The organism is Proteus sp. G2669, assembly GCF_009915245.1.
Lineage (GTDB): Bacteria > Pseudomonadota > Gammaproteobacteria > Enterobacterales > Enterobacteriaceae > Proteus.
The window spans coordinates 434858-451746 of sequence record NZ_JAABLX010000055.1 but is presented as its reverse complement, the minus strand read 5'-3'; the positions used below and the strand labels follow the sequence as shown (position 1 = coordinate 451746).

The 16889-nt window shown below is 37.6% G+C and carries 13 protein-coding genes; 2 read left to right on the top strand and 11 right to left on the bottom strand.

The genetic code is table 11. The features are described from left to right. Nucleotides 1-7 precede the first annotated feature (7 nt). Nucleotides 8-1027 carry a lipoate--protein ligase A gene (locus GWI68_RS19605; protein ID WP_166541373.1) on the top strand — a complete coding sequence of 340 codons (1020 nt, stop codon included), beginning with the start codon at nucleotides 8-10 and terminating at the stop codon, nucleotides 1025-1027. An 80-nt stretch (nucleotides 1028-1107) separates the two neighbouring features. On the opposite strand, the gene GWI68_RS19600 is transcribed toward GWI68_RS19605, so the two are convergent. The 10 genes from GWI68_RS19600 to GWI68_RS19555 form a co-directional block, all read right to left on the bottom strand. After that, nucleotides 1108-1476 (bottom strand): helix-turn-helix domain-containing protein, encoded by a 369-nt coding sequence (locus GWI68_RS19600; RefSeq protein WP_072070346.1) that lies wholly within the window; start codon nucleotides 1474-1476, stop codon nucleotides 1108-1110. Nucleotides 1477-1990: 514 nt separating this feature from the next. Beyond that, nucleotides 1991-2785 carry a heme ABC transporter ATP-binding protein gene (locus GWI68_RS19595; protein ID WP_166541372.1) on the bottom strand — a complete coding sequence of 265 codons (795 nt, stop codon included), beginning with the start codon at nucleotides 2783-2785 and terminating at the stop codon, nucleotides 1991-1993. Next, nucleotides 2782-3786, bottom strand: a complete 1005-nt coding sequence (locus GWI68_RS19590) for an iron ABC transporter permease (protein ID WP_109408675.1) — start codon at nucleotides 3784-3786, stop codon at nucleotides 2782-2784. The genes GWI68_RS19595 and GWI68_RS19590 overlap by 4 nt, the downstream gene beginning before the upstream one ends. Further along, the gene (locus tag GWI68_RS19585) at nucleotides 3786-4601 is read right to left on the bottom strand and encodes an ABC transporter substrate-binding protein (RefSeq protein ID WP_166541371.1); all 816 of its coding nucleotides are present in this window, start codon (nucleotides 4599-4601) and stop codon (nucleotides 3786-3788) included. Before GWI68_RS19585 ends, GWI68_RS19590 begins: the two co-directional genes overlap by 1 nt. Nucleotides 4602-4616: 15 nt before the next feature. After that, entirely contained in the window at nucleotides 4617-5666 is a 1050-nt protein-coding gene (locus GWI68_RS19580; RefSeq protein ID WP_166541370.1) for a ChuX/HutX family heme-like substrate-binding protein, read from the bottom strand. A 39-nt stretch (nucleotides 5667-5705) separates the two neighbouring features. Further along, complete coding sequence (locus GWI68_RS19575) at nucleotides 5706-7733, bottom strand: TonB-dependent hemoglobin/transferrin/lactoferrin family receptor (RefSeq protein WP_166541369.1); 2028 nt, start codon at nucleotides 7731-7733, stop codon at nucleotides 5706-5708. Between the two features lie 70 nt (nucleotides 7734-7803). Beyond that, nucleotides 7804-9990 (bottom strand): TonB-dependent receptor, encoded by a 2187-nt coding sequence (locus GWI68_RS19570; protein WP_166541368.1) that lies wholly within the window; start codon nucleotides 9988-9990, stop codon nucleotides 7804-7806. 81 nt (nucleotides 9991-10071) lie between these two features. Further along, nucleotides 10072-10254: a hemin uptake protein HemP gene (gene hemP / locus GWI68_RS19565; RefSeq protein WP_166541367.1), complete on the bottom strand. Its 183-nt coding sequence runs from the start codon at nucleotides 10252-10254 to the stop codon at nucleotides 10072-10074. A 249-nt stretch (nucleotides 10255-10503) separates the two neighbouring features. After that, a complete protein-coding gene (locus GWI68_RS19560; protein WP_072070331.1) occupies nucleotides 10504-11550 on the bottom strand; it encodes a 3-deoxy-7-phosphoheptulonate synthase in 1047 nt (348 codons plus the stop codon). A gap of 121 nt (nucleotides 11551-11671) precedes the next feature. Further along, the gene (locus GWI68_RS19555) at nucleotides 11672-12538 is read right to left on the bottom strand and encodes a pyruvate, water dikinase regulatory protein (RefSeq protein WP_166541366.1); all 867 of its coding nucleotides are present in this window, start codon (nucleotides 12536-12538) and stop codon (nucleotides 11672-11674) included. A 218-nt stretch (nucleotides 12539-12756) separates the two neighbouring features. Here GWI68_RS19555 and ppsA point away from each other — a divergent pair, with 218 nt between their 5' ends. Further along, a complete protein-coding gene (ppsA, locus tag GWI68_RS19550) occupies nucleotides 12757-15129 on the top strand; it encodes a phosphoenolpyruvate synthase (RefSeq protein ID WP_166541365.1) in 2373 nt (790 codons plus the stop codon). Nucleotides 15130-15582: 453 nt separating this feature from the next. On the opposite strand, the gene ydiK is transcribed toward ppsA, so the two are convergent. After that, nucleotides 15583-16695 (bottom strand): AI-2E family transporter YdiK, encoded by a 1113-nt coding sequence (gene ydiK / locus GWI68_RS19545; RefSeq protein WP_109408683.1) that lies wholly within the window; start codon nucleotides 16693-16695, stop codon nucleotides 15583-15585. Nucleotides 16696-16889: the final 194 nt, after the last annotated feature.

Below are 16889 nucleotides of genomic sequence, written 5' to 3'. Positions count from 1 at the left end.
ATTCCTTATGTCAGGTAAGTTGCGACTGTTAATTTCCGAATCTTATGATCCTTGGTTTAACCTTGCTGTTGAAGAGTGTATTTTTAGACAAATGCCAGCGGATCAGCGTGTACTTTTTCTGTGGCGTAATGATAACACGGTAGTTATTGGACGAGCCCAAAATCCGTGGAAAGAGTGTAATACGCGAAAAATGGATGAAGATGGCGTGAAATTAGCACGTCGTTCAAGTGGTGGTGGCGCTGTTTTCCACGATCTGGGTAATACCTGTTTTACCTTTATGGCGGGAAAGCCAGAGTATAATAAAACGATCTCAACTCAAATCATACTTGATGGTTTATCAAAGGCAGGTATACAAGCAACAGCATCAGGGCGTAATGATTTAGTCGTACCGCAAGAAGAGGGTGAAAGAAAAATTTCAGGATCGGCTTATAAAGAGACGAAAGATCGTGGTTTCCATCATGGCACATTATTAATAAATGCTAACTTATCTAGACTAGCCAATTACCTCAATCCAGATCCGAAAAAACTTCAAGCTAAAGGGATCACCTCTGTACGCTCACGAGTGGCTAATTTGGTCGAACTGAAATCTGATATCACTCACGAAAAACTTTGTGAAACTATTACCGAAAGCTTTTTTGAATACTATGGTGAACGAGTAGATGCAGAGATTATTTCCCCGCAAAAATTACCTGATTTACCTAGTTTTGAAGAGACATTCGCTAAGCAAAGTAGTTGGGAATGGAATTTTGGACAAGCCCCTGCATTTTCTCATTTGCTAGATAATCGTTTTAAGTGGGGTGGTGTTGAACTACATTTTGATATTGAGCGTGGTAATGTAATCAGAAGTCAAATCTATACTGACAGTTTAGATCCCGCACCATTAGAAGCATTATCAGATATGCTAGTTGGCAAACGTTATACACCTGAGTCTTTAAAAGAGCTTATTCAGCAACTTATACAGCGTTATCCTAATAATAAAGGGGAGCTTAATGAACTTGAAGAATGGCTTATAACGGCAATTGCTTAGTTTTCTGTAAATAAAGAAAAAACCAGCTTTTTAAAGCTGGTTTTTTTATGGCAAGTAACATCAACATGATGCTAAATCAATTAGTGATTTTCGCATGACATGAAACAATGAGTATCTGGCATTGTGCCATTTTCTCTAAACTTAGCCGGTGTAGTATTAAAATGTTTTTTAAAAATACGAGTAAATGTTGCTTGAGAGCTAAAGCCATACATTAAAGCGATGTCTAAAATAGACATATCTTTTTCTTGTAATGATTTAGCCGCTTCTAATAAGCGACGTTTGCGGACATATTCGCCTAATGTACAGCCTTTAAAATCTTTAAATATGCGTTGTAAGTGCCATTTTGAATAACCACTTTTGTTCGCAATAGTATCGATTTTTATACCTTCGTTACGTTGTAACTGGGTTTCTAACCATTTTAGAATATCATTAACGACATTTTCAGCCATAAAACCTCCCACAAAAATGGTGGGGACACAGTGCCCAAGTAAATAGAATAGTAACGTATGTTATTTATAATCTATTTTAAGCATGGGGAAAATAACAGGTAGGCAAAAAGTGCTTTTTGTTATTGATAATCATTATCAAATTAATAGGTGAAAGCTATATATCTCAAGTAAGGTAGAGCTTAATAGATATTTTTGATTAAAAAAATCGTTTTAAATGTATTTTACTTTATTGAATTTATTGATTTATTTTTTCATTGATAAAGCTGTTATACCATTCATTCTTTAGGTTGTTATGTTTTTTTGTGTGATTTACAAGCTAATCAGTGATTAAGGTGTATTTTAAAGTCAATTTATTTGACTAAATAGGAAAATTTAGAAATAAGATTTATTAATCAATTAAGGTGATATTACTTAGTGTGTTTTATTTGCAATAAATAAGCATATAAAAATAAATTAACTCAGTCACAATCTAGAAAATCCATGCTAGAAGGCAACTGAGTAAAACTAAGATAACTTATGGGCGAAGAAAAACTTGTGGATACGAATGCTCTGGATGGGTATCAATACTCACATCTGCGCCATACCATTGTTGGATATTTTCTGTTGTCAGTACATCGTGTGGAGTACCTTCACAAACTAATTTTCCTTGATGCAATAATAGAATTCTATCGGCATAAAGTGAGGCCAAATTAAGATCGTGCAGAACGCAACAAACCATAAGATGTTGTGTTTTTGCTAATTGCTTTAGTAAGCGTAAGCTGTGTTGCTGATGGTAAAGATCAAGTGCTGAAGTCGGTTCATCAAGGAATAATACCGACTCTTGTGGTGTAGGGTGCCATAATTGAGCTAATACTCTGGCAAGTTGCACTCGTTGTTGTTCACCACCTGATAATTGACGATAGTCTCTATCTTTAAACTTTAAACAATCCGTTTGTAGTAGAGCTGTTTCGATAGCTATTTTTTTATGTTGTTGCCCATGAGGGGTTCTTCCCATTGCAACCACTTCTTCTACAGAAAAAGAAAATGAGAGTTGGCTATTTTGGCGCATAACAGCACGGTTTTGTGCTAATTGTTGGCTATTCCATTGCGAATAAGTCTTTTGCTTAAAATAGCACACACCTTGTGTTGGTGTCGTATAACCTGTCAATAAACGTAGTAATGATGATTTTCCTGCGCCATTAGGTCCAATTATAGTGACTAACTCTCCGGCATTAAGTGAAAGAGACACATCATCAATAATAGTTTTTTCACCAATTTGATACGTCAAATTATTTCCATAGAGCAACGAAGTGTTTTGTTTTTGAATCATGACATCCTTCTCGCGGGTTGTCGTAAGATAAGCCAAAGGAAATAAGGGCCACCAATTAATCCTGTAATGAGCCCCACAGGGATTTCTGCTGGAGATACCAGTGTTCTGGATAATGTATCAGCAGCGAGTAACAGTGTTGCACCACCTAAAATGGTAGCAGGTAATAGCCATACATGATTACTACCAATACGCATACGAATAAGGTGTGGAACCACAAGGCCAATAAATCCAATGACACCACTTAGCGCGACAGCACAACCAATTAAAATGGCACTAAGTAGTAACAAAATAAACTTGGTTCTTCTTACATTTAGCCCTAAATAGTGCGCTTCTTCATCACCAAGTTGTAACAGATTTAATTTATGGCTTTGCCAACATGCCACAATACTGACTGGAATGATCACAAGGGTTGCAATGGATAAGGTTTTCCAGTCAATTTGGCTTAATGACCCCATCATCCACAGCGAAAATTGGCGTAATTGTTGATCTGTACTGATATAACTTAAGACACCAATAAAGGACATACAAAGTGCATTGATAGCAATCCCAGCAAGCAATAACCGCGCTAAATTACCATCACTCAATTGATGTAATGAGAAGATAATCATTGCCACAATTAAGCCGCCAACAAAGGCGGCTACAATATGACTGTAAAATGCGAATACAGGTGAAAAAGAGAAAGGTAGTATAATCACGATAGCAACCATTAGTGCCGCACCGCTACTTATGCCAAGTAACCCAGGGTCAGCTAATGAGTTTCTAAATAATCCTTGCATGATTGCACCTGATATCGCTAATGCACCACCGACAAGAATAGCCAAAAGCACACGAGGCAAGCGTATATCAAGCCAAACCTGCCACTCCATATCATCAAAAGAGCTATTCCATAATGTATGAAATGAGAGTGCCAATGCACCGCTATTCACAGAAATTAATGTAACAATGGTGAGCAAAAAGAGTAAAACTAAAATACTCATCCACGGTGAACGAAAACGAGACATTATTGCTCCAATGCTTGACGAATTTGATTCATAACTTCAGGTGTTGAAAGCGTAAAACCTAACAATCCCATATCATCGACGACGACATAATGTTTATTTTTACCTGCAGGTGTGTACTTTATACCGGGTAAATTCCAAAGTTTTTCAATACCACCGATACCTTTAATACCTTCTTTAGTTACCAGTAAAATATCAGGTTGGCTCGCAATGACACCTTCTTGAGAAAGAGGGCGATAACTCGTAAAGCCTTGCATTGCATTCTTACCCCCAACTAGTGAAATAATGGTATCTGCTGCAGTATTTTGACCAGCGGCCATAGGAACAACACCACCATGACTCATGATATAAATGACTTTTTTATCTATAGGTGTTGTGGGTATTTGGCTAATAGATAGGGTGAGTTTTTCTTTTAGCTGTTCACCTTCTTTTTGTTTATTTAAAATAGTGGCGATGGTGTCTATTTTTTCATTAATGGCTTCTAATGAATGTGTACCTGTAATCGTTTTAACAGTGACTCCTGCCTCTTTTATTCGGCGTAGTGCTAAAGAAGGGCGAGCGAGTTCGCTGGTTATAATTAATGTTGGTTTGACCGATAAGATACCTTCAGGGTTTAGCATTCGCATATAACCCACATCAGGGAGTGCTTTCACTTGTTCAGGGACTAAACTAGTGCTGTCTCTTGCAATAATTTGTTCACCCGAACCTAACGCGAAAACGATCTCAGTGATATCGCCGCCAATAGTGACAATACGTTCATTGGCGGAACTGACAAACGACATGACGCTACACAGGATCAAAAGAAGCCATTTTTTCATTAACTCATTCTCCGATTAGGCTATTTTGGCAAGTGTATTAACTTGCTCGCGCCATTGTTGTTGCTCTGCAGTGCCTTCAGTACGTTGTCCATAAAGCTGGGCAATCTGTTGGCCTTTGCTATCAAAGATTTCAAGACTGGTGACAAAACCATCCTGAGTTGGTTTGCGAGTGATCCAACTTTCGGCGATTTCACTTTCAATTAAATGAAGTGTAAATGCAGGATTGAAAACGTTAATCCAGACTTGATCGCTATTCTCAAATTGATGAGGAACTAAACGGTCAATCTGCCCCGTAAAGATTTGCACACAACCACGGCTTCCAACAAAAATCATGATCTCATTTTGTGCTTCTTTAGCGAGGGTTAATAAGGTTTTCAGTGCACTGTTATCAACTTGATAAGCAAGGTCATCGGCAACAGCTTTAAAAGCTTGTTGACGACTCAAGTTATTTTCTTTTAGTAGTTTGAAAAATTGGTGAACATCAGTCATTGAACGCCATTGTTGTTCAAGTTGCTCCGCCAATTCATGACTAACAGGTGTGTTTGAATAAGGTTCGATAGGGGTAATGTCTAGAGCTGGATTTTCTTCCGATAAGAATGATTGGATTAGCGCATTCCATTCATCCATATTGGTATTGTCAGTTGTATAGACTTTATGTAATGCATCGCCATGCATATCAAAAAACTGAATGCTATAGCGAGTTCCTTTTGAGGTTTCTTCAGCGAGTGCAAAAATGCTCGACCAATAAGCGAAGAAAAAGCGTAAATCCATTGCTCGAGGATTTAGAATCAAACCTGCATGATCGTTAAAGCGTGCATTAGTGTATTCACCAAGATGTTCGTGAACGGCGATATCGTTACGAGTAATGGCTTTAACCTCACCCACTTTACTTAAGGCTTTTAATAATTCTTGCACATCGTTACGTAAGCGTTTTGCATCATGTCCCACGCGTGCATGTGTTAATTCGGCTTCACTTACATTTAAGTATGCTGCCAGATCACGGGCATAAGGTGCTTTTTTATCCGCTTTTGCTTGCAGGTAGCTCTCATAAAGAGGTTTATTCACAGAAACTCCTATTGTATCTATCGTTGATTTTATTGTTAATTACCATTGATAACTCACAAGTACTTTTGCATTACGACCTTCTTGAGGAATACCGGCAGAAGAATAATAAGTTTTATCAAATGCGTTACCTAGTACAAATGAGGTTGTTAGCCCCTTTAAGGAGGCGTTACCTTCATAGCGAAGGTAAAAATCATTGACGCCATAACCTGCTTGTTGGTGATTGGTAGGGCGATTAAAACGGTCATGTTTAGTAAAGTCCGTTTTCTTGGTAAATTGACCGACCCAGCCCACAGAAAAATCTGTGCTTGGAACTGGAACATCAAAGCGACTGGTCAATGTATCCGGTTCAATCGAAGTAATTGAGGCATTTGTGGCATTATCTTTTCCTTTGGTGTGGTTATACGCTAAGTCCCAATTAAAGAATTTGGATTGGTAGCTCATAGAAACATCCCACCCCCAAATAGTTGCTCTTGGAATATTTGTTGATTGTGTATATCCCTGAAAAATAGCGACATCTGCATCAATATAATCTTTTGCACGAGTATTGAAATGGGCAGCTTTAATTTTCAGATTATCATTATTAGATAATAAGTCATCGAATTGAAAACCAAATCCGTATTCGGTGGTTGAATTGGTTTCAGGTTTTAAATTGGGATTAGGACGCCAATAGTTTGTTGGTGCTCCTGGGAATGGCGCATCAAAATGCTTAGCATCGTTATACATTTCGCCTAAAGAAGGTGCTCTAAACGCTTGTGAATAAGAAGTATAAAGCATTGACCAATCAGTAGGCGTGATGCTGATAGCTCCTTTGGATGACCATTTATCAGCAGTAATATCATCATAACGATCGTTTTGGCTTTTATATTTATCAAAACGGGTTCCTAAAATTAAGGAGACAGGCAAATCACGTAAAGTGACCTCATCTTGAACCCAGCCTGACATAAAACGGATATCTGCTTGTGGGAAGCTTTCTGTATTTTGACTTGGTGATTGTTTCTGTTTATACACTTCGCCACCATAAGTAAGCCCATGTGATGCAAAGCTATCCATCCCCACTTGAGAGCGATTCTCGAGTTTTATGCCATAGGTTTTTTGTTCTCGACCTTCAAATCCTTTTTGTATCGTTTTGGCATTGATATCAACTTCACTGTAATAAGCCTGCGTTTTTAGATTAACCCACTGTAAATCCGAAGGATTGTATTGATAGGTTAACTGTGCATCTTTTTGTGTTGTAGTACGATCAGTTTCTACATTAGCAAGTGTAGGATTTGAGGGAACTTGAGGGTTTTTGGGCTGATTAGTATTGTTATGGTAATAACGGAATTGTCCGCTTAATGTATTGCTATCATCAATAAACCAACGCCCTTTGGAGAGTAGGTTAATAATGGTTTCATCATTTTGTGCACGATAACCCCCACCATAACGAATATCACCTTTATCACGAGCTGATAATGCCACGAGACCATCAAGGTTATCGTGTTTACCAAAAGCAGTAACACCTAAACCTTGGCTATGTTGCGCGGTATTACCAAGACCAATAACATGTACACCGCCTTGTTCGTTTTTTGAAAGTAGATCGCTTGCATCAACGGTATCGTAAGCAATAACACCGCCAAGTGCTCCACTACCATACAATAATGCAGAAGGACCCCGAACTACTTCAACTTGCTTTATAAGAAGAGGATCAATAAAAACACTGTCAATATGGCCAGTGTCAGTTCCTTGACGTACACCATCTACAAGTGTCAATATTCCATTTTTACTGTATCCACGCATACTGATGGTTTCACCATTAGTACGACCTGCGCCGGAAATAGAAATTCCGGGCACATGGCGAAGTAATTCAGAAGCACTACCTGCGGTTTCTGACAACGCATTGTTATTTTTAATAACGGTTGACATCATGGGTAACGTAAAGCTATCACGCTCATTACCAGTCGCATAAACGGTAAGCACTTCTGTTTTTTTCTCCTCGCTAGTTTGTGTTTTCTCTTGTGCTGACACACAAGCAGAAGAAACAGCAACAGCCAGTAAACTAAATTTAATTAATAGGGATGACTGAGACATGCAGATGGATCTCCGTTATTTTAATGGGCTGTTAAAACAGCCCTTTGTTATATAAATCATTGCTCCTCATCTACCAGCGATAACTGATGGACATTTTTATATTTCTGCCTTCTTGTGGCACACCTCGTGTTGAGAAATACTCATAATTAAAAGCATTTGCCAACATAAGTGTTGCTTGTAGATCTTTATTTTTCTTAGATTGATAGCTGAGTGAAAAATCGTGAACAGCATATCCAGGAAATTGTTGAACAACTTCTTGTAATCGAGTGACTTTTTTACCCTTATTATGTGGAGCAACAATGCCGCTGTAGCCACTTTTAGAGTCAGTAGCGCTGGCAAATTGTCCTGACCAACCTAATGAGAAAGGTGTTTTGGCAATAGGAATCTGTATAAAGGCGGTAAGAATTTCTGGTCTTACGGGGGAGATGGTTTCACTATCTGTAAGTTGGAATGTGTTTGTTCGGTTATAGCTTAATCCAGCAGAGAGCCAAGAGTGGGTATAACGTAAAGCAATATCGGTACCTTCAATATAAACATTCGCAATGTTATAGGCTTTTAGGCTCATTCTTCCAAAAATCGTTCCCATCCATTCAGCATAAGAAATATAGTCTTTTGATAATGTATCGAAATAAGCTACTTTAATTTCTAGTGCATCACTTTCTGATAATAACTGTTGGAATGAGATCTTTCCTCCATATTCCCAAGTCCTATTTCTTTCTGGGTTTAAGTAAGGATTAGGTATCCAATAAGACCTTACCAATCGGTTTTTATCAAAATGAACGGAATCATTAAACATCTCACTTAATGTCGGTGCTCTAAATGCAGTCGAGTATGACGTGTAAAGCTGTAACCACGGTGTTGCGGAAAATGTTAATTTTACATTTTCAGTGGTACCTCGATAACTTGCTTTATGCATGAGTTTACTTGTATCTGCATTTCTAACTGCATGATTATAAATGACACTATCAATTTCTTTATTTGGAACACTTTCATAATAGTGATAGCGAATACCCGCAGTTAAGGATAAAGGGAATAGTGGTGTCGACAGTGTGCTCTGTAACCATGTTGCGGCATAATCCATTTTTGCCAATGGGAAGTTTTTAGCCTTGTTGTTGGGTTTCATTTTCTGTCGGTAAACTTCAGTACCAATAATGACAGATAAATTAAGATTATTATGAGGTGTAATATTAGTGTAATTCTCTAATTTCCCACCATAAGTTGATTGTGTTCGAGCTTCGAAAAGACCGATATCACCTTTTTCATTTTTTTTACGGTCATATTCTGTAAGTTTTACATCGGTTAAAAAAGTTTGCTTAATACCAAACTGTGAGTAATAAAGATAGGTTGTTAAATCAATCCAAGAATTACTTTCAGGGGCATAGTGATGAGTTAGAGAGTAATTTTTTTGCTGAGTATCTCGATATACCTGATTACTTTCTTTTTTACCATATCCACCCATACGATGTAATACTTCTCGTTGTTCACCTGAATTATCATAATGGCGAGCTGAGAAAATAAAGGTTTGGTTATTTGTAGGATAGAGATAGATTTTAGCAAAGTAGTTATTAATGGATTCATTGTTATCCATTTTTTGCCCATCAGCCAATAAGATAGGGCCACGCTGACGTTGAGTGTAAGAAATCAAACCAGAGAATAGTTTATGTTGACCTGCAATTATCCCACCATAAGAAAAATGGCGATCAGCAGAAGAATAAGAACTGAATAATTTAGCGCCTAAGTTTTTATTCTTTTTCAATATTGATTGAGGATCGAGAGTATTAAAAGCGACAACTCCCCCCATAGCGCCTTCACCATGAATAGTCGAGGCGGAACCGTGTTTGACATTAATACTTTTAATTAAAGACGGGTCAAGAAATATGCCCCCTAAATTATTCATGGTGTTTTCGAGTGGTTGATGAATGCCATCAACGAGAATTTTGACACCTTTTTGGTCATATCCTCGCATTAGAATATTGGCACCATTAGTCACGCCTGTTCCTGAGAGAGTGATACCTGCGACTTCTTTTAACATTTCACCTGTTGTTGACGCTGTTTTTGCCTGAGGTGTTGAGGTTTCAATCGTAGATTGGAAGTTATGTTCTAGTTCGTGATATTTATGACCAACAACAGTAAGAGAGTCCGTGTTCGTTTTTTCTGGGTGTGCAGAGGCAATAGGGGAATACAACAGACAAAGAGCTGTTGCTATACCTGAATATTTGAAATGTTTTTTCAGCATACACATACCATAAATGTCCATAAAAAGTCCTTGTATATGGAGTTATTTAGCTGGCTGCCTAGCTGAATTGATAGGTGGCTTGCGAGTTATTGTCAAAAATGATTATTTAGTCAGGATCAGTTTTCCTGATTTGGTCTGACGTAGTTGATACAACTCTCCGTTATGTTGAATGTAAACCACGCCATCTTTACCCAATAATTCAATACTATTAATAGATTGAATTATTGAAGAATGAGAGTTCTGTTTAACCAATGAACTATCCAAATTATTAGCTTTTTTATTCATAATACACTAAGAGTAATAAGCGTTATCATTATGATAATCATTATCGTTAACAAATGTATTTAGACAAGCTTTTTTTAACGTAAACAGGTAAATTTAAGTCATATTGTGAGTGATAAAACGGTATGTGATGAAATTTAAAACAAAGGAATAAAAGAGGCTTATCTTTTTACTAAAAAATAAGATCAATACAGAATGAATAGAGAAGAAAAATAGCAGGGGATAGAATTATCCCCTTAATAAATAGGTTTATTAAAATCGACTCTCAACGGCTTGTGCTAATAATTCAAGCAATTGCTCGGTATCATTCCAGCTTAAACATGGATCAGTAATAGATTGTCCATAAACAAGAGGTTTTTCTGGCAAGACTTTTTGTGAGCCTTCTTGTAAAAAGCTTTCAGCCATCACGCCAACAATAGCTTGTGAGCCATCTTTAATTTGTTGACTGACATTGCGAGCCACTTCTAATTGGCGACGATGGATCTTTTCACAATTACCATGACTAAAGTCGATAATAAGATGTTCAGGTAAATCCACTTGTTTTAGTGCATCAATAGCATCTGCAATATCGCTGGCATGATAATTTGGTTTTTTACCACCTCGCATAATAATGTGTCCGTAAGGATTACCGCTAGTTTGGTAAATTGTCATACGGCCATTTTTGTCAGGTGATAAGAAAGTGTGACCAACGCGAGAAGCACGAATTGCATCAATAGCAATACGAGTATTACCATCCGTACCGTTTTTAAAGCCCACAGGACAAGAAAGCGCAGATGCCATTTCACGATGAACCTGGCTCTCTGTAGTTCTTGCGCCGATAGCACCCCAACTAATTAAGTCAGCAATATACTGACCAGTTACCATATCAAGAAACTCGGTTGCAGTTGGTAAACCTAATGTATTTATCTCAATTAATAATTTTCTTGCAAGGCGGATACCTTCATTAACATTGCAAGAATTATCAAGATAAGGATCAGAGATTAAGCCTTTCCAACCAATAACTGTACGTGGTTTTTCAAAGTAGGTTCTCATGACAATTTCTAAGCGGTCATGATAGCGTTCTTTTTGCTGGTTAAGTTTCGTGGCGTATTCTTTGGCTGCTTTGGGGTCATGAATAGAACAAGGACCCACGATCACTAAAAGTCGTTTGTCTTCACCAGTAAGGATAGCTTCAATTCGTTTACGTGCTGATGTGATATTTTGGATTATCTCATCAGAAATGGGGAACTCTTTTGCTAAGGTTTCTGGTGTCACCAGACTGTCTAAAGCCTTAGTCCGTAGTTCGTCTGTCTTTAACATAATTCATCTCAATAAATATACAGGGTAAGTCTACCCAGTGATTAAGATCACAATAAACGAAATTCAGCTAATTTCAACAGCGTTATTAGAGAAAAACCAATAAAAAAAATAAGGTTAAGACTTAGAACATTCTTCTCGCTAATCCCATAGAATCAATTACCTTAGTTGAAATTTCTTCAACAGAATAATTAGTGGTATTGAGATAAGGAATATTGTTTTTTCTGAAAAGGGCTTCCACTTCGGCTAATTCGATTCTGCATTGGCGAATTGAAGCATAACGGCTATTTTCACGACGTTCACCTCGGATAGCAGCCAGGCGCTCTGGTGCAATGGTTAAACCGAATAATTTATGTTGATACTCTTTTAATTCAGTAGGGAGTTTTAAAAAATCCATATCATCAGCAGTAAATGGGTAATTGGCTGCTTGAATACCAAATTGCATAGCTAAATAGAGGCTGGTGGGTGTTTTACCACAACGAGAAACGCCAATTAAGATAACTTGTGCTTGATCGAGATTACGTAATGATATTCCATCATCGTGAGAAAGCGTGTATTCAATAGCTGCAATACGGGCATCGTATTTACTAAGATTTTTCTCTGTTAACCCGTGTGTTTTATTTAATTTTGGTGAGGCTTGAATACCCATCTCCTTTTCAAGCGGTAATACAAGAGATTGCACAATATCCTGACAAAAGCCTTCACTACTATTTATTACCTGTTTAACTTCGGGGCTAATAATAGAATAAAAAACAAGGGGCTTAGAGCCACTCTTTTTATAAATTTCAGCGATTTTCTGTTTTATTTCTTCAGCTCTTTCCACTGTAGAAACAAAAGGCAATGTATAACTTTTCATTCTTAATGGAAATTGAGAAAGTACAGCGTGGCCTAAAACTTCTGCTGTAATAGCTGTACCATCAGAGATAAAAAAGACTGTTCTATCAATGGGTTCATTATTATCACAATTAATAGAATTTAAGCTTAATATCATAACGCTCACCTTTTTTTAGCTGAATTAGCGAATCAAACAACATTATCTATAGCATTTTTAGTGATTATAAAGGATAAAAAAATAAAGTTTTCTGGTTGATCGATTCACCTTTCTATATTCACTATAACATTGTGATACGCTTATTTAAGTTGTCGTTTTGACAGCGGGTTTTTCTTTTTTTCTCTCTCTCATAATTGTTTAAAAAAGGATTGTTCTCAATGTCCAGCAATAGCCTCACCCCGTGCAATGTACTTTGGTATAACCAATTAGGTATGAATGACGTTGATCGTGTTGGTGGGAAAAATGCTTCCCTCGGTGAAATGATCACAAACCTCGCGGAACTGGGAGTTTCTGTTCCTAATGGGTTTGCTACCACAGCGCAAGCGTTTAATGATTTTCTGGAACAGAGTGGTATCAATCAGCGTATTTATGAATTGCTTGATAGTGTTGATGTTGACGATGTTAATCAACTGGCCCAAGCAGGTAATCAAATTCGCCAGTGGGTAATTGATACACCTTTTACGCCTCAGTTTGAAAAAGATATTCGCGATGCTTATCTCACATTAAGTGAAGGTGAGTCAGAAGCTTCTTTTGCCGTTCGTTCATCAGCAACAGCAGAAGATATGCCTGATGCTTCTTTTGCGGGCCAACAAGAGACGTTTTTAAACGTTCAAGGTATTGATGCCATTCTCGTTGCGATTAAACACGTATTTGCCTCGTTATTTAATGACCGAGCAATTTCTTATCGTGTCCATCAAGGCTACGATCACCGCGGTGTTGCGTTATCTGCAGGTGTTCAGCGTATGGTGCGTTCTGATCTTGCCTCTTCAGGTGTGATGTTTACCATCGATACTGAATCAGGCTTCGATCAAGTTGTCTTTATTACATCAGCTTATGGTTTAGGTGAAATGGTTGTTCAGGGAGCAGTAAACCCTGATGAATTTTATGTGCACAAGCCAACTCTAGCAAAAGGCCTACCTTCAATTGTTCGTCGTAACTTAGGTTCTAAAAAGATCCAAATGGTTTACGCAGACAGTATAGAGCACGGTAAACAAGTACGTATTGAAGATACGCCAGAAGCACTGCGCAATCGTTTCTCTTTGACTGATAATGAAGTTCAAGAATTGGCAAAACAAGCTGTATTGATTGAACAACACTACGGTCGTCCAATGGATATCGAGTGGGCTAAAGATGGGCATAATGGTCGTTTGTATATAGTACAGGCTCGTCCTGAAACCGTTCGATCTAACCAGCAAGTGATGGAGCGTTATCAGTTAAATGAAAGTGGCACTGTAATCATTGAAGGTCGTGCTATTGGTCATCGAATTGGTACAGGTACAGTCAAAGTTATTCATAACTTAAATGAAATGGATAGAATTGAAGCGGGTGATGTACTGGTTACTGACATGACAGACCCAGATTGGGAACCTATTATGAAAAAGGCCTCTGCGATTGTGACAAATCGTGGTGGTAGAACATGTCATGCTGCGATTATTGCACGTGAATTAGGTATTCCTGCTGTTGTAGGTTGTGGTGATGCCACAGAATGTATTACAGAAGGGCAAGTCGTTACAGTTTCTTGTGCTGAAGGTGATACGGGGTTTGTCTATGATGGCAAACTGGATTTTTCTATTCAAAGCTCCGCAATCGATAACATGCCTGAACTTGGTCTGAAAATCATGATGAACGTTGGTAACCCTGATCGTGCATTTGATTTCGCTGGTTTACCAAATGACGGCGTGGGTCTTGCGCGTTTAGAATTTATTATCAACCGTATGATTGGTGTCCATCCTCGCGCATTATTAGAGTATGACGATCAAAGCGAAGCATTAAAAGCTGAAATTAATGAGATGATGGCTGGCTATGAATCTCCTGTTGAATATTACATTAGTAAATTAACAGAAGGGATTGCGACATTGGCGGCAGCATTCTGGCCTAAACGTGTGATTGTTCGTTTGTCTGACTTTAAATCTAACGAATATGCCAACTTAGTTGGTGGTGACCGTTATGAGCCGGATGAAGAGAACCCAATGTTAGGATTCCGTGGAGCAGGTCGTTATATATCCGATGATTTTCGTCATTGTTTTGCGCTTGAGTGTGAAGCGGTAAAACGTGTTCGTAATGATATGGGTTTAGATAATGTTGAAGTGATGATCCCATTTGTTCGTACGGTACGCCAAGCTGAAGAAGTTATTGAAGAATTGGCTGCAAACGGTTTAAAACGTGGTGAGAATGGCTTAAAAGTGATTATGATGTGTGAAATTCCATCAAATGCCTTATTAGCGGATAAATTCTTAGAACACTTTGATGGTTTCTCTATTGGCTCTAACGACATGACCCAATTAACATTAGGTCTTGACCGAGATTCGGGTGTCGTTTCTGCACTATTTGATGAACGCAATGATGCAGTAAAAGCATTATTATCAATGGCAATCCAAGCGGCTAAACGTAACGGTAAATATGTGGGTATTTGTGGACAGGGACCTTCTGATCATGAAGATTTCGCACAATGGCTAATGGAAGAAGGGATTGATAGTTTATCTTTAAATCCAGATACCGTAATTAAAACTTGGGTGAAATTAGCACAATAGAATTAATATAAAGGTCATAAATTAAAGCTCACAAAATAATGTGAGCTTTTTTTATACAATTATTAAATAATAGGCAAAAAAAAAGCCTATCATGGGCTGACAGGCAAAGACTACACACAGCAATATTTTATATTCTTTAATTCCGCCAATTAATCTATTAATATGAAAGGCGAAATCATTAATTCGGTGAAACATTTGTTTCGTTGATATTTATATTAAGAGAAATGAGTTAATTATGCTCTAAGAATTATCTCAATAAAAATAATATTAGCCTATTTCAAAGTGAATATAACTAGCTGGTAACAAACAGGTTTAAAAGAATGTAATTTGTTTCAAATTGTAAGTTTGAATATAAAAATATAATAATTCATTCTTAAATTGATAATCTTTATTAAACTTTAGTCTATTAATTTTAGAGCATGTAAGTAGCTACACTTACATGCCCATTATTATTTATTCTTTTTCAATAAAGTTTTTATTCATAAATTCTACTGTTTCAGTTAGATCAGGATTAGGCTTTGGTACTTCATTTATCCATGCATTTAATAAACTATGTGCAACAGCAAGAACAACAGGACCGATAAATAATCCAATCATACCTAATGTCAAAATTCCGCCAATAACCCCCGTTAGAATTAATACCATCGGTAAATCGGCCCCCATTTTGATCAAATATGGGCGTAATATACCATCCATAGTTGCCACAGCTCCTCCCCAAATCACCATGACAATGCCCCAAGTTGTATCACCAGTCCAAAATAGCCATAGAACAGAAGGGATTAGCACTAATAAAGGGCCTATTTGTGCAAGGCAACAAATGAACATGACAACGGTAAGCACTGTGGCATAAGGAACACCTGATACTGCAAGGCCAATACCACCGACAATTGCTTGAATTAAGGCGGTTAATACCACACCCAAGGCAACGGCACGAATAGACATTGATGCTAGTAAAATAGCCGCATCACCACGTTGGCCTGCTAAGCGAATAGCAAAATGACGTAACCAAGCAACAACGTTCTCACCTTGTAAAAACAGTAAGCCAGAAAATAACAACATCACACCTAAATGCAGAGCAAATCGACCGATATTTAGGGCTTGAGCAAAAAACCAGTTGGCGGCTTGCCCAACATAAGGTTGAATTTTGGTGATTAACGCATTGCCACCAGAAACGAGAATAGAGTGCCATGTATCATAAAGTTTGCTTCCTATCATTGGGATATCATTAAGCCATAATAATTGAGGAGGCTGAATATTCGAAGGTGATTTAGCTAACTCAATGAGTGGAGCACTATTATCAATAACACTACTAATTAACAAGATAATAGGGATAACAAAGATCAGTAATATCAAGATCATCATTATCATGGTAGATAGCCAACGATATTTTACTCGTTTTTCAATAATAAGGAGTAAAGGCCATGTGGCAACAACAATCATTCCAGCCCAAATAAAACCCACAATAAAGGGATTGAGTATCCAAAAACTGGCGATAATAAAAAAAGAAATAAAAAGAACAGTGAATAAAACTTTGGGTATATCTGTATGGATCTGCGGTTTTTCCATGGTTTTAAATCCCTACACGAATAAAAATGCTAGAAGCAGATGAATAAGCATTGCAAATATCACGTTGTTTATATCACTACGCAATTTGCCAGAATTGTATGATAAGGTGAACAGGTATCGGTCTGAAAGTACAAAATGAGGCAAAGTACCTCTTAGCATACATTTCAATATCAAAAATTAAGCAATGTGGACTA